This is a genomic window from Actinopolymorpha rutila (assembly GCF_013407855.1).
GTDB classification, from domain to species: domain Bacteria; phylum Actinomycetota; class Actinomycetes; order Propionibacteriales; family Actinopolymorphaceae; genus Actinopolymorpha; species Actinopolymorpha rutila.
In genome coordinates, this window is sequence record NZ_JACBZH010000001.1 from 4,983,904 (window position 1) to 4,995,920 (window position 12,017).

The following is a 12,017-nucleotide window of genomic DNA, read 5'->3' on the forward strand; positions in this document are numbered from 1 at the left end:
GCTTACCAGCTGCTCTTGGTCACACCGGGCAGTTCGCCGCGGTGTCCCATCTCGCGCACGCAGATCCGGCAGAGACCGAACTTGCGGAATACCGCACGCGGCCGACCGCACCGCTGGCAACGGGTGTAGGCGCGCACGCCGAACTTCGGTTTGGCCTTCGCCTTGTTGATCAGGGCTGTCTTAGCCACGTCAGGACTCCTTGAACGGGAAACCGAGGTGCCGGAGGAGAGCGCGCCCCTCCTCGTTGTTCGATGCGGTCGTCACCACGGTGATGTCCATGCCACGCGACCGGTCGATCTGGTCGGGGTCGATCTCGTGGAACATCACCTGCTCGGTGAGGCCGAACGTGTAGTTGCCACGGCCGTCGAACTGCTTGGGCGAGAGCCCGCGGAAGTCGCGGATGCGCGGCAGCGCCAGCGAGAGCAGCCGGTCCAGGAACTCCCACATCCGGTCGCCGCGTAGCGTCACGTGGGTGCCGATCGGCATGCCCTCGCGCAGCTTGAACTGCGCGATCGACTTGCGGGCCCGGGTGACCGCCGGCTTCTGGCCGGTGATGTTCGTCAGGTCGCGCACCGCACCGTCGATCAGCTTGGAGTCGCGCGCGGCGTCACCGACGCCCATGTTGACGATGACCTTGGTCACCGTCGGGACCTGCATGGGGTTGGCGAAGCCGAACTCCTTGCGCAGGGACCCGGCAATCTCGTTGCGGTAGCGCGCCTTGAGGCGAGGCTGCACGCGCTCCTCGGTCGCAGCCGTCATCAGATCTCCTCGCCGGTCTTCCGCGCGATACGCACGCTGCGGAAGGCCTTGTACGTCGAACCGTCGGCGCGGGTCTTCTCCACCTCACGCCGGTCGTAGCCCACTCGGGTCGGCACCTTCTTGCCGTCGACCTCGACCAGCAGGGTGACGTTGGAGACCGGAATGGAGGCCTCCTGCGTCACGATCCCGCCGGTCGTGCCCTGACGGCCGCCGCCCTGGACCACCTTGGTGTGCCGCTTCACGCGGTTGGCGCCCTCGACGAAGACCCTGCCCTTGGCCGGATCCACCTCGATCACCTTGCCCTCGACCCCACGGTCGCGGCCGACGGTGACCCGTACGAGGTCGCCCTTCTTGATGTGCAGCGAATTCGCCATTGTCTAGAGCACCTCCGGAGCGAGCGAGATGATCCGCATGTAGCGCTTCTCGCGAAGTTCACGCCCGACCGGCCCGAAGATGCGGGTCCCGCGGGGCTCGCCGTCGTTCCTCAGCAGGACCGCGGCGTTCTCGTCGAAGCGGATGTAGGACCCGTCCGGGCGCCGGCGCTCCTTCACGGTGCGTACGACGACGGCCTTGACGACCTCGCCCTTCTTGACGTTGCCACCGGGAATGGCGTCCTTCACGGTGGCGACGATGACGTCGCCGATCCCGGCGTACCGCCGACCGGAGCCGCCGAGGACCCGGATGCACAAGATCTCCTTGGCTCCCGTGTTGTCGGCGACCTTCAGTCGCGACTCCTGCTGAATCACCACAGTCTCCCTGTCGGACGACCCAACCGGCCCCGCCGGCTGTCCAACTTCTTCGTCGACCGGCGTGGCCGATCGGCTCTGGTCTTCGCGGGCATGATGCCGCTCGAAATCCTTACTTGGCCTTCTCGAGAATCTCGACGATCCGCCAGCGCTTCGTCGCCGACAGCGGCCTGGTCTCCATCAGGAGCACCCGGTCGCCGACGCCGCACTCGTTCGCCTCGTCGTGGGCCTTGAGCCGGTTGGTCCGGCGCATGACCTTGCCGTACAGGGCGTGCTTGACGCGGTCCTCGACCTCGACCACAACGGTCTTGTCCATCTTGTCGCTGACGACCAGGCCCTCACGGGTCTTGCGGAAGCCGCGCTTCTGCTCGGTCGTCGTAGCACCCGTCTGCGCGGCGGACACCGATCCCACCTCTTCGTTCGTGCTCATGCGGCTCCCTCCGCCGTCGAATCGGACTCGACCGCGGCCGTGATGCCGAGCTCGCGCTCCCGCATCACCGTGTAGATCCGCGCGATCTCCCGCCGCACGGTGCGCAGCCGGCCGTGGCTTTCCAGCTGGCCGGTCGCGCCCTGGAAGCGGAGGTTGAACAACTCTTCCTTCGCCTCGCGAAGCTTGTCCGCCAACTCGTCCGCGCCGAGGTTGCGCAGCTCAGTGGCCTTCGATGTCGTGGCCATCAGCCTTCACCTGCCTCACGCTTCACGATGCGGCACTTCATGGGGAGCTTGTGGATCGCCCGCTGCAGTGCCTCACGAGCGACCTGCTCGTTGGGGTAAGCCAGCTCGAACATCACCCGGCCCGGCTTGATGTTGGCGATCCACCACTCCGGCGAGCCCTTACCGGAACCCATCCGGGTCTCGGCCGGCTTCTTGGTCAGCGGGCGGTCGGGGAAGATGTTGATCCACACCTTGCCGCCACGCTTGATGTGCCGGGTCATGGCGATACGAGCCGCCTCGATCTGCCGGTTGGTGACGAAGTGGCTCTCCAGGGCCTGGATGCCGTACTCACCGAACGCGACCGACGTGCCGCCCTTGGCCATACCGCGCCGATTCGGAGTGTGCTGCTTGCGGTGCTTGACCTTCCGCGGGATGAGCATCGTCAGCCCTCCTGTCCGGTGCTCGTCGTACCGGAGGCCGCACCAGCGGACTCGGGGGCGCTCGCCTCGGTGCTCGCCGCGGCGGGCTGCTGCTGCCGCCCGCTGTCGCGCCGCTCGCCGCCACCGCGCCGCTCGCCGCCGCCGCCGCGCCGTCCGCCACGCGGCGGACGCTCGCCGCCGGGGCGACGCTGGGCCGCGTTACGGGCCTCCATCTGCTTCTGCTCGCGCTCGGCCCGGGACACCGGGACCTCGCCCTTGTAGATCCAGACCTTCACGCCGATCCGGCCGAACGTCGTACGGGCCTCGTAGAAGCCGTAGTCGATGTCGGCGCGCAGCGTGTGCAGCGGAACCCGGCCTTCGCGGTAGAACTCCGACCGCGACATCTCGGCGCCGCCGAGGCGACCCGAGCACTGGACCTTGATCCCCAGCGCGCCGGCCTTGTTCGCGCTCTGCAGTGCCTTGCGCATCGCCCGGCGGAACGCCACCCGGCTGGCAAGCTGCTCGGCGACGCCCTGGGCGACCAGCTGCGCGTCGACCTCGGGGTTCTTCACCTCGAGGACGTTCATCTGCACCTGCTTGCCGGTGAGCTTCTCCAGCTCACCGCGGATGCGGTCGGCCTCGACACCACGCCGGCCGATCACGATGCCCGGACGCGCGGTGTAGATGTCGACGCGAACCCGGTCACGGGTGCGCTCGATCTCGACCTTGGAGATGCCGGCCCGGTCCATGCCCTTGGTGAGCAGGCGCCGGATCGCCACGTCCTCGGCGATGTAGGACTTGTAGAGCTTGTCGGCGTACCACCGGCTCTTGTGGTCGGTGGTGACCCCGAGGCGGTACCCGTGCGGGTTGACCTTCTGTCCCACTAGCGGGTCCTCCTGTTCCTCTGCTGGCCGGCCGGCTGGTCTTCCGACGGCTCCACGACCACGGTGATGTGACAGGTCCGCTTCTCCAGCGGGCCGGGGCGACCCTGTGCGCGGGCACGCCAGCGCTTCATCGTCGGGCCTTCGTCGACGTACGCCCGAGCGACCCGCAGAGTGCCGCGGCCCAGCTGCAGGTTGTGCTCTGCGTTCGCCATCGCGCTCTCCAGCACCTTCAGCACCGGCTCGCTGGCTGCCTGCGGCGCGAAGCGCAGCAGGTTGACCGCGTCCTCGGCCCGGTGACCGCGGATGAGCTCCACGACCCGGCGGGCCTTCCTCGGCGTGATGCGGACGAATCGCGCGACGGCCCTGGCCTCCACGGCCGCTTCCATGGCGTCACTCCTGACTGTGGCGGTCACCGGCGCCGGCTCCTTCGGTCATCCTTCTCGTGACCGCGGAACGTCCGCGTCGGGGCGAACTCGCCGAGCTTGTGCCCGACCATCGCCTCGGTCACGAAGACCGGCACGTGCTTACGTCCGTCGTGAACGGCGATCGTGTGGCCCAGCATCGCCGGCACGATCATCGAGCGGCGCGACCAGGTCTTGATGACCTGCTTGCTCCCCTTGTCGTTCTGGGCGTCCACCTTCTTGATCAGGTGGTCGTCGACGAAGGGGCCCTTCTTGAGGCTGCGTGGCATCGTTCAGGCTCCCTCTTACCGCTTGCCGCTCTTGCGGCGACGGACGATCAAACGGTCACTTGGCTTGTTACGGCGGGTGCGACCCTCGGGCTTGCCCCATGGCGACACCGGGTGCCGGCCACCGGAGGACTTGCCCTCGCCACCACCGAGCGGGTGGTCGACGGGGTTCATCACGACACCGCGCACCGACGGCCGCTTGCCCTTCCAGCGGTTGCGGCCGGCCTTGCCGAGCGAGATGTTGCTCTGCTCGGCGTTGCCGACCTCGCCGACGGTGGCGCGGCAGCGCACGTCCACCATCCGGATCTCACCGGAGGGCATCCGCAGCGACGCCATCGCACCCTCGCGGGCCACCAGCTGGACGCTGGCACCGGCGGAGCGACCGATCTTGGCTCCCCCGCCGGGCCGCAGCTCGATCGCGTGCACCGTGGTGCCGACCGGGATGTTGCGCAGCGGCAGGTTGTTGCCGGGCTTGATGTCGGCGCCGACCCCGCTCTCGACCCGCTGCCCCTGCTGGAGCCGGGCCGGAGCCAGGATGTAGCGCTTCTCGCCGTCCACGTAGTGGAGCAGCGCGATCCGGGCGGTGCGGTTGGGGTCGTACTCGATCTCCGCGACCTTCGCCGGCACGCCGTCCTTGTCGAACCGCCGGAAGTCGATCAGGCGGTAGGCGCGCTTGTGACCGCCGCCCTGGTGCCTGGTCGTGATCCGGCCGGTGTTGTTGCGGCCGCCCTTCTTCGGAAGGGGGCGCAGCAGCGACTTCTCGGGCGTCGTGCGCGTGATCTCCGCGAAGTCCGCGACACTCGCGCCACGACGACCGGGTGTCGTCGGCTTGTACTTACGGATAGCCATTCGTCAGTCCTCGCCTTACGAAACCGGTCCGCCGAAGATGTCGATCCGCTGGCCGTCGGCCACGGTGACAATCGCTCGCTTGGTGCTCGCCCGCTGACCCCAGCCGTAGCGGGTACGGCGGCGCTTGCCGTGCCGGTTGAGCGTGTTGACCTCGGTCACCTTCACGTCGAACACCTTCTCGACCGCGATCTTGATCTGGGTCTTGTTGGCGCTCGGGCTCACCAGGAACGTGTATTTGTTCTGGTCGAGGAGGCCGTAGCTCTTCTCACTGATCACCGGCGCGACGAGCACGTCGCGGTGGTCCTTGTGCAGGTTGCTCACGCGTCCTCCCCTGCGTCAGTCGTGGTGTCCGTCGCGTTCGCGCCGGTGAAGGTGGCGTACGCCGCGCTGGTGAAGACCACCTCGTCCGACGTGAGCACGTCGTAGGTGTTGAGCTGGTCCGGCACGATCAGGTGCACGCTCGGCACGTTGCGCAGGCTGTGCCAGGTGAGCGCGTCCTCGCGGTCGACCACGACCAGGAGCTGGGCGCCGGTGGCGATCTTCGCCAGCGCCGCAACCGCGGACTTCGTGGACGGGGCGTCGCCCTCGACCAGCGAGCTCGCCACGTGCAGACGGCCGTGACGGGCCCGGTCGGACAGCGCACCGCGCAGGGCGGCCGCCTTCATCTTCTTGGGCGTGCGCTGGTCGTAGGACCGCGGCTGCGGGCCGTGGACCACACCGCCGCCGGCGAACTGCGGCGCCCGCCGCGAGCCCTGCCGGGCTCGGCCGGTGCCCTTCTGGCGGTACGGCTTCGCGCCGCCACCGGACACCTGCGAACGCGTCTTCGCCGCGTGCGTGCCCTGTCGGGCCGCCGCCTGCTGAGCCACCACTACCTGGTGGATCAGAGGCACGTTGACCTGGACGTCGAAGATCTCCGCCGGCAGGTCGACCGAACCGGTCTTGCCGCCGGTGTGGTCGACGACATCGATACTCGTCGCCGTCACTTGGCCGCTCCCTTCGCCGCGTTGCGGATGAGCACCAGACCACCGCGCGGGCCGGGGACGGCGCCCTTGAGGAGCACCAGACCCTTCTCGGCATCCACCGCGTGGACGGTGACGTTCTGGGTGGTCACCCGGTCGCCGCCCATCCGGCCGGCCATCCGGACACCCTTGAAGACGCGACCGGGAGTCGCGCAGGCGCCGATCGAGCCCGGGGAGCGGTGCTTGCGCTCCACACCGTGGCTCGCCCGCAGGCCGTGGAAGCCGTGGCGCTTCATGACGCCGGCGAATCCCTTGCCCTTGCTGGTGGCCGTCACGTCGACGTCCTCCCCCGCCTCGAACACCTCGGCCGTGATCTCCTGGCCGGTGTCGAAGGTGGCGGCGTTCGCCGTACGGAGCTCGACCACGTGCCGGCGCGGCGTCACGCCGGCCTTGGCGAAGTGGCCCTGCTCGGGCTTGTTGACCTTGCGGGGGTCGACCGCGCCGTACGCGATCTGGACCGCCGCGTAGCCGTCCCGGTCCGGCGTGCGCACCTGGGTGACGACACACGGACCGGCCTTGACCACGGTCACCGGCACGAGGCGGTTCTGGTCGTCCCAGACCTGCGTCATGCCGACCTTCTCGCCCAACAGGCCGCGTACCTCTCGGGCCGCGCCTTGGCTCACACTGTTCACGCTGCTCATAGGTGCGTCCCTCAGAGCTTGATCTCGATGTCGACGCCGGCAGGAAGGTCGAGTCGCATCAGCGAGTCGACCGTCTTCGGCGTGGGGTCGATGATGTCGATGAGCCGCTTGTGCGTCCGCATCTCGAAGTGCTCGCGGCTGTCCTTGTGCTTGTGCGGCGAGCGGATGACGCAGAAGACGTTCTTCTCGGTGGGCAGCGGCACCGGGCCGGCGATCTTCGCGCCAGTCCTGGTCACCGTGTCGACGATCTTGCGCGCCGAAGTGTCGATGACCTGGTGGTCGTAGGCCTTGAGCCTGATGCGGATCTTCTGTCCCGCCATGGCTGTTTCGCGTCCTTCTCTCGTACGCCGGGAGCCGTTCGCCCCCGAGATGCCTTTCCGGCTTCGCTCCGGTTGGCCGCGGCCCGATGCTGCGCCGCCAGGCTCCCGGGTGGAGCCCCGCGGCCCGCGCTGACTGTCCTTCCTCCGACCCCCGCGGTCGGGTGTGTCGCACACCCTGCCCGCATGGATCCCATGAAGGCGACCCGCTGGGGGAATCTCGAAGGCCCGGACCTGCCGAGCGCGAACATTGCTCTGCGACTTCCACGTCACCTCGATCGGGCTGCGATCGAGGCGCCAGGCGCACCCTCGAGGGGCGAGACCTCCGTGTCGGCCGTGTCCGGGGAGAGAACTCCCGCCAGAACACGCCACGGCGGCCAGCCGTAGGCAACTGCAGCAGTATGCCAGAGTCCCCGGTTTGTTGACCAATCGGGGCCTCACAGCAAGCGGGGTGGGCCGCTGGGGAGCGGTCCACCCCGCTTGCTGGTGGTGTTACTTGAGGATCTTGGTGACCTGACCCGCACCAACGGTGCGGCCACCCTCACGGATGGCGAAGCGCAGCTGCTCCTCCATCGCGATGGGCTGGATCAGCTCGACCCGCATCTCCGTGTTGTCGCCCGGCATGACCATCTCGGTCCCTTCCGGAAGGTGGACGACACCAGTGACGTCCGTGGTCCGGAAGTAGAACTGCGGGCGGTAGTTGTTGAAGAAGGGCTTGTGACGGCCACCCTCCTCCTTCGAGAGCACGTAGACCTGGGCCTCGAACTCCGTGTGCGGGGTGGTGGTGCCCGGCTTGGTGATGACCATGCCGCGCTCGACGTCCTCGCGCTTGATGCCGCGCAGGAGCAGACCGACGTTCTCGCCGGCACGCGCCTCGTCGAGGATCTTGCGGAACATCTCGACCGCGGTCACCGTGGTCTTGGGGGCGGTGCCCGTACGGATGCCGACGAGCGCCACCTCCTCGTTGACCTTGAGGACACCGCGCTCGACCCGGCCGGTGACGACCGTGCCGCGACCGGTGATGGTGAAGACGTCCTCCACCGGCATCAGGAACGGCCGGTCGATCTCACGCTGGGGCTCGGGCACCGACTCGTCGACGGCGGCCATGAGCTCCATGATCTTGTCGGCCCACTCCGGGTCGCCCTCGAGCGCCTTCAGCGCCGAGACCCGTACCACCGGGGCGTCGTCGCCGGGGAACTCCTGCGACGAGAGCAGCTCACGGACCTCGAGCTCGACGAGCTCCAGGATCTCCTCGTCCTCCACCATGTCGGCCTTGTTCAGGGCGACCACGATGTAGGGAACGCCGACCTGACGGGCGAGCAGCACGTGCTCACGCGTCTGCGGCATCGGGCCGTCGGTCGCCGCGACCACGAGGATCGCGCCGTCCATCTGAGCCGCACCGGTGATCATGTTCTTGATGTAGTCGGCGTGACCAGGGCAGTCGACGTGAGCGTAGTGCCGCTTCTCCGTCTGGTACTCGACGTGGGCAATCGTGATCGTGATGCCACGCTGCTTCTCTTCCGGCGCCTTGTCGATCTGGTCGAAGGCGTAGAAGGGATTGACGTCCGGCATCTTCTCGTGCAGCACCTTGGTGATCGCCGCGGTGAGAGTCGTCTTGCCGTGGTCGATGTGCCCAATGGTGCCGATGTTGACGTGCGGCTTAGTGCGCTCGAACTTCGCCTTCGCCACTTCGGGCTCCTCCTGGTTTCTTACTATCTACGCCGTTCGGACTAGGCGCGGAACTATACGGACTGATGGCGTGGGCGGGTTATTCGCCCCGTACCTTCTTCACAATCTCTTCCGCCACGGTCCTGGGAACCTCGGCGTAGGAGTGGAACTCCATGTGGGGTACGGCACGACCCTGGGTCTTGCTTCGCAGGTCGCCAACGTACCCGAAGGTCTCCGACAGCGGAACAAGCGCCGTGATGACCCGGTTACCGGCGAACTCGTCCATCTTCTGGACGTGCCCGCGACGGCTGTTGATGTCGCCGATCACTTCACCGAGGTAGTCGTCCGGTGTCGTGACCTCGACCTTGAAGATCGGCTCGAGCAAGGTGGGCTTGGCGCGCCGCGCCGCCTCCTTGAACGCCATCGAGCCGGCGATCTTGAAGGCCAGCTCGGAGGAGTCGACGTCGTGGTAGGCGCCGTCCTGCAGGGTGACCTTGATGTCGACCATGGGATAGCCGGCGAGCACGCCGAACTCCATGGCCTCCTGGATGCCCTCGTCGACCGCGGGGATGTACTCCCGCGGGATCCGGCCACCGCTGACCGCGTTGACGAACTCGTAGCCGCCGTCGCCTTCACCGCCGGTGGGCTCCAGGTCAATGATGACCCGGCCGAACTGACCCGAGCCACCCGTCTGCTTCTTGTGGGTGTACTCGACCTTCTCGACCTTGTTGCGGATCGTCTCGCGGTAGGCCACCTGCGGCTTGCCGACGTTGGCCTCGACGCGGAACTCGCGCTTCATCCGGTCGACCAGGATGTCCAGGTGCAGCTCACCCATCCCGGAGATGATCGTCTGACCGGTCTCCTGGTCGGTGCGCACCTGGAAGGTCGGGTCCTCCTCGGCCAGCCGCTGGATGGCGCCCGACAGCTTCTCCTGGTCGCTCTTGGTCTTCGGCTCGATCGCGACCGAGATCACCGGAGCCGGGAAGTTCATCGACTCCAGGATGACCGGGGCCTCCGGGCCGCAGAGCGTCTCACCGGTGGTGGTCTGCTTCAGACCCATCACCGCGACGATCTGGCCGGCGGACGCCTTCTCGATCTCCTCACGCTTGTTGGCGTGCATGCGGTAGATCTTGCCGATCCGCTCCTTGCGGTCCTTGGTGCTGTTCAGCACCTGGGTGCCGGCGGTGAGCGTGCCGGAGTAGATGCGCAGGTAGGTCAGCTTGCCGAGGTGCGGGTCGCTCATGATCTTGAACGCCAGCGCGGCCAGCGGGCCGTCCTCGTCGGGCTCGCGCTCGATGATCTCGGACTCGTCCCGGAGCGAGTGCCCCTGGACGGCGCCGACGTCGAGCGGCGACGGGAGGTAGTCGATCACGGCGTCGAGCAGGGGCTGCACGCCCTTGTTCTTGAACGCCGTACCGCAGAGCACCGGGGTGATCTTGTCGGCGATGGTCGCCCGGCGGATCGCCGCCTTGAGCTGCGGCACCGAGGGCTCCTCGCCCTCGAGGTAGAGCTCCATGATCTCGTCGTCGGCCTCGGCGACGGTCTCGATCAGCCGGTCGCGCCACGCGGCCGCGGCCTCCTTGTGGGACGCCGGGATCTCCTCGATCGCGTAGTCCTCGCCCTTCTGCGTCTCACCGCGCCAGGTGAGGGCACGCTGCTCCACGAGGTCGATGACCCCGATGAAGTCGGCCTCGGCACCCAGCGGGAGCTGCAGCACAGCGGGGACGGCGTTGAGCCGGCTGACGATCATGTCGACGCAGCGGTGGAACTCCGCGCCCACGCGGTCCAGCTTGTTGACGAAACACATCCGCGGGACCTTGTACCGGTCGGCCTGCCGCCACACCGTCTCCGACTGTGGCTCGACGCCGGCAACGCCGTCGAACACCGCGACCGCGCCGTCGAGCACCCGGAGGTTGCGCTCCACCTCGACGGTGAAGTCGACGTGACCCGGGGTGTCGATGATCGTGATCGTGTTGTCTTTCCAGTGACAGGTCGTCGCGGCGGACGTGATCGTGATGCCGCGCTCCTGCTCCTGCTCCATCCAGTCCATGACGGCAGCGCCCTCGTGGACTTCACCGATCTTGTACGTGATACCGGTGTAGAACAGGATCCGTTCGGTGGTGGTGGTCTTGCCCGCGTCGATGTGGGCCATGATTCCGATGTTGCGGACCTTGGCCAGATCAACGGTGCGAAGGTTGGTCGCCATCAGGCAGTCGGTTCTCTCGGGTCTCGGCAGTTCAGTCGGCAGATGGGAGCAGGAGCGGCCGGTGTCGGCGTGTCCTGCCCGTAGCAGGCGCCTGGTCTACCAGCGGTAGTGCGCGAACGCCTTGTTGGACTCCGCCATCTTGTGGGTGTCCTCGCGACGCTTGACACTCGCGCCGAGCCCGTTGGAGGCGTCCAGGATCTCGTTCATCAGCCGCTCGGACATGGCCTTCTCGCGGCGGGACTGGGAGTAGCTCACCAGCCAGCGCAGCGCCAGCGTCGTCGAGCGGCCCGGGCGGACCTCGATCGGCACCTGGTAGGTCGCGCCACCAACGCGGCGGCTCTTCACCTCGAGCGCCGGCTTCACGTTGTCGAGCGCGCGCTTGAGAGTGATCACCGGGTCGGTGCCGGTCTTCTCGCGGCAGCCCTCGAGCGCGGTGTAGACGATGCGCTGAGCGAGCTGCTTCTTGCCGCTCCGGAGGATCTTGTTGATCAGCTGACTCACCAGCGGCGACGCGTAGACCGGGTCGACGATCGGCTGACGCTTCGGAGCCGGACCCTTGCGCGGCATTAGCTCTTCTCCTTCTTGGCGCCGTAGAGGCTGCGGGCCTGCTTGCGACCCTTCACACCCTGGGTGTCGAGGGAGCCGCGGACGATCTTGTAACGCACACCGGGGAGGTCCGCCACCCGGCCACCGCGCACGAGCACCATCGAGTGCTCCTGCAGGTTGTGGCCCACGCCGGGGATGTAGGCCGTGACCTCGATCTGGCTGGTCAGCCGCACACGGGCGACCTTGCGCAGAGCGGAGTTGGGCTTACGAGGGGTGGTGGTGTAGACGCGCATGCACACGCCACGCCGCTGGGGCGAACCCTTGAGCGCCGGCGTCTTGTTCTTGGACACCTTGTCCTTGCGGCCCTTGCGGACCAACTGCTGGATCGTGGGCACCGCGTCGTTCCCTCTTCTGCTCGGTGGACTGTCTCTCCGGTGTGACTGTCTTCGCGGCGGCGACGTCTCCTGGGCTCACCGCGCGACCCCCGCGGTCGGGTGTGTCGCCGCGGGGCCCAGTCGCCGAGATCACCTCGAACGACGGGATCTGAAGACCTCACGCACGCCCGGCAAGGGGCACACATGAATGCCCAGCTACAGCCAGGCACGACGTCGAACATTACCC

The 12,017-nt window shown here is 67.7% G+C and carries 19 protein-coding genes; all 19 read right to left on the reverse strand.

Annotated elements, in window-relative coordinates; all coding sequences use genetic code 11:
- Positions 1–2 precede the first annotated feature (2 nt).
- The 19 genes from F4554_RS22220 to rpsL all read right to left on the reverse strand — a co-directional run bounded on the left by F4554_RS22220 (position 3) and on the right by rpsL (position 11,791).
- Entirely contained in the window at positions 3–188 is a 186-nt protein-coding gene (locus tag F4554_RS22220; protein WP_092884135.1) for a type Z 30S ribosomal protein S14, read from the reverse strand.
- A gap of 1 nt (position 189) precedes the next feature.
- Positions 190–759 (reverse strand): 50S ribosomal protein L5, encoded by a 570-nt coding sequence (rplE, locus tag F4554_RS22225; protein ID WP_179789357.1) that lies wholly within the window; start codon positions 757–759, stop codon positions 190–192.
- Positions 759–1,133, reverse strand: a complete 375-nt coding sequence (gene rplX / locus F4554_RS22230) for a 50S ribosomal protein L24 (protein WP_238341380.1) — start codon at positions 1,131–1,133, stop codon at positions 759–761. Before rplX ends, rplE begins: the two co-directional genes overlap by 1 nt.
- A gap of 3 nt (positions 1,134–1,136) precedes the next feature.
- Positions 1,137–1,505: a 50S ribosomal protein L14 gene (rplN, locus tag F4554_RS22235; RefSeq protein ID WP_092653819.1), complete on the reverse strand. Its 369-nt coding sequence runs from the start codon at positions 1,503–1,505 to the stop codon at positions 1,137–1,139.
- A gap of 112 nt (positions 1,506–1,617) precedes the next feature.
- A complete protein-coding gene (rpsQ, locus tag F4554_RS22240; RefSeq protein WP_202889419.1) occupies positions 1,618–1,935 on the reverse strand; it encodes a 30S ribosomal protein S17 in 318 nt (105 codons plus the stop codon).
- Positions 1,932–2,180 carry a 50S ribosomal protein L29 gene (gene rpmC, locus F4554_RS22245; protein WP_092653817.1) on the reverse strand — a complete coding sequence of 83 codons (249 nt, stop codon included), beginning with the start codon at positions 2,178–2,180 and terminating at the stop codon, positions 1,932–1,934. Before rpmC ends, rpsQ begins: the two co-directional genes overlap by 4 nt.
- The gene (gene rplP, locus F4554_RS22250) at positions 2,180–2,599 is read right to left on the reverse strand and encodes a 50S ribosomal protein L16 (protein WP_092884139.1); all 420 of its coding nucleotides are present in this window, start codon (positions 2,597–2,599) and stop codon (positions 2,180–2,182) included. Before rplP ends, rpmC begins: the two co-directional genes overlap by 1 nt.
- Before the next feature lie 2 nt (positions 2,600–2,601).
- Positions 2,602–3,462 carry a 30S ribosomal protein S3 gene (gene rpsC / locus F4554_RS22255; protein ID WP_179789358.1) on the reverse strand — a complete coding sequence of 287 codons (861 nt, stop codon included), beginning with the start codon at positions 3,460–3,462 and terminating at the stop codon, positions 2,602–2,604.
- The gene (gene rplV, locus F4554_RS22260) at positions 3,462–3,875 is read right to left on the reverse strand and encodes a 50S ribosomal protein L22 (protein ID WP_425546718.1); all 414 of its coding nucleotides are present in this window, start codon (positions 3,873–3,875) and stop codon (positions 3,462–3,464) included. The genes rpsC and rplV overlap by 1 nt, the downstream gene beginning before the upstream one ends.
- The gene (rpsS, locus tag F4554_RS22265; protein ID WP_092653811.1) at positions 3,872–4,153 is read right to left on the reverse strand and encodes a 30S ribosomal protein S19; all 282 of its coding nucleotides are present in this window, start codon (positions 4,151–4,153) and stop codon (positions 3,872–3,874) included. The genes rplV and rpsS overlap by 4 nt, the downstream gene beginning before the upstream one ends.
- Before the next feature lie 15 nt (positions 4,154–4,168).
- The gene (gene rplB, locus F4554_RS22270; RefSeq protein ID WP_092653809.1) at positions 4,169–4,999 is read right to left on the reverse strand and encodes a 50S ribosomal protein L2; all 831 of its coding nucleotides are present in this window, start codon (positions 4,997–4,999) and stop codon (positions 4,169–4,171) included.
- A gap of 15 nt (positions 5,000–5,014) precedes the next feature.
- Entirely contained in the window at positions 5,015–5,320 is a 306-nt protein-coding gene (gene rplW, locus F4554_RS22275; RefSeq protein ID WP_179789359.1) for a 50S ribosomal protein L23, read from the reverse strand.
- Positions 5,317–5,982, reverse strand: a complete 666-nt coding sequence (gene rplD, locus F4554_RS22280) for a 50S ribosomal protein L4 (protein ID WP_179789360.1) — start codon at positions 5,980–5,982, stop codon at positions 5,317–5,319. Before rplD ends, rplW begins: the two co-directional genes overlap by 4 nt.
- Positions 5,979–6,659, reverse strand: a complete 681-nt coding sequence (gene rplC, locus F4554_RS22285) for a 50S ribosomal protein L3 (RefSeq protein WP_179789361.1) — start codon at positions 6,657–6,659, stop codon at positions 5,979–5,981. Before rplC ends, rplD begins: the two co-directional genes overlap by 4 nt.
- Positions 6,660–6,670: 11 nt before the next feature.
- Entirely contained in the window at positions 6,671–6,979 is a 309-nt protein-coding gene (gene rpsJ / locus F4554_RS22290) for a 30S ribosomal protein S10 (RefSeq protein ID WP_020575534.1), read from the reverse strand.
- 489 nt (positions 6,980–7,468) lie between these two features.
- Entirely contained in the window at positions 7,469–8,665 is a 1,197-nt protein-coding gene (gene tuf, locus F4554_RS22295) for an elongation factor Tu (RefSeq protein ID WP_179789362.1), read from the reverse strand.
- A 79-nt stretch (positions 8,666–8,744) separates the two neighbouring features.
- Positions 8,745–10,850 carry an elongation factor G gene (gene fusA / locus F4554_RS22300; protein ID WP_179789363.1) on the reverse strand — a complete coding sequence of 702 codons (2,106 nt, stop codon included), beginning with the start codon at positions 10,848–10,850 and terminating at the stop codon, positions 8,745–8,747.
- A 96-nt stretch (positions 10,851–10,946) separates the two neighbouring features.
- Positions 10,947–11,417, reverse strand: coding sequence for a 30S ribosomal protein S7 (gene rpsG / locus F4554_RS22305; protein WP_092653797.1), 471 nt, complete (start codon positions 11,415–11,417; stop codon positions 10,947–10,949).
- Complete coding sequence (gene rpsL / locus F4554_RS22310; RefSeq protein WP_092653795.1) at positions 11,417–11,791, reverse strand: 30S ribosomal protein S12; 375 nt, start codon at positions 11,789–11,791, stop codon at positions 11,417–11,419. The genes rpsG and rpsL overlap by 1 nt, the downstream gene beginning before the upstream one ends.
- Between the last annotated feature and the right edge of the window lie 226 nt (positions 11,792–12,017).

Bases quoted from the DNA above. Each gene is read 5' to 3' on its own strand.
- rpmC (WP_092653817.1), bottom strand. From the start codon at position 2,180: ATGGCCACGACATCGAAGGCCACTGAGCTGCGCAACCTCGGCGCGGAC.
- rplX (WP_238341380.1), bottom strand. From the start codon at position 1,133: ATGGCGAATTCGCTGCACATCAAGAAGGGCGACCTCGTACGGGTCACC.
- rpsQ (WP_202889419.1), bottom strand. From the start codon at position 1,935: ATGAGCACGAACGAAGAGGTGGGATCGGTGTCCGCCGCGCAGACGGGT.
- rplC (WP_179789361.1), bottom strand. From the start codon at position 6,659: ATGAGCAGCGTGAACAGTGTGAGCCAAGGCGCGGCCCGAGAGGTACGC.
- rpsS (WP_092653811.1), bottom strand. From the start codon at position 4,153: ATGCCACGCAGCCTCAAGAAGGGCCCCTTCGTCGACGACCACCTGATC.
- rpsG (WP_092653797.1), bottom strand. From the start codon at position 11,417: ATGCCGCGCAAGGGTCCGGCTCCGAAGCGTCAGCCGATCGTCGACCCG.
- rplE (WP_179789357.1), bottom strand. From the start codon at position 759: ATGACGGCTGCGACCGAGGAGCGCGTGCAGCCTCGCCTCAAGGCGCGC.
- rplP (WP_092884139.1), bottom strand. From the start codon at position 2,599: ATGCTCATCCCGCGGAAGGTCAAGCACCGCAAGCAGCACACTCCGAAT.
- fusA (WP_179789363.1), bottom strand. From the start codon at position 10,850: ATGGCGACCAACCTTCGCACCGTTGATCTGGCCAAGGTCCGCAACATC.
- rplB (WP_092653809.1), bottom strand. From the start codon at position 4,999: ATGGCTATCCGTAAGTACAAGCCGACGACACCCGGTCGTCGTGGCGCG.
- rpsJ (WP_020575534.1), bottom strand. From the start codon at position 6,979: ATGGCGGGACAGAAGATCCGCATCAGGCTCAAGGCCTACGACCACCAG.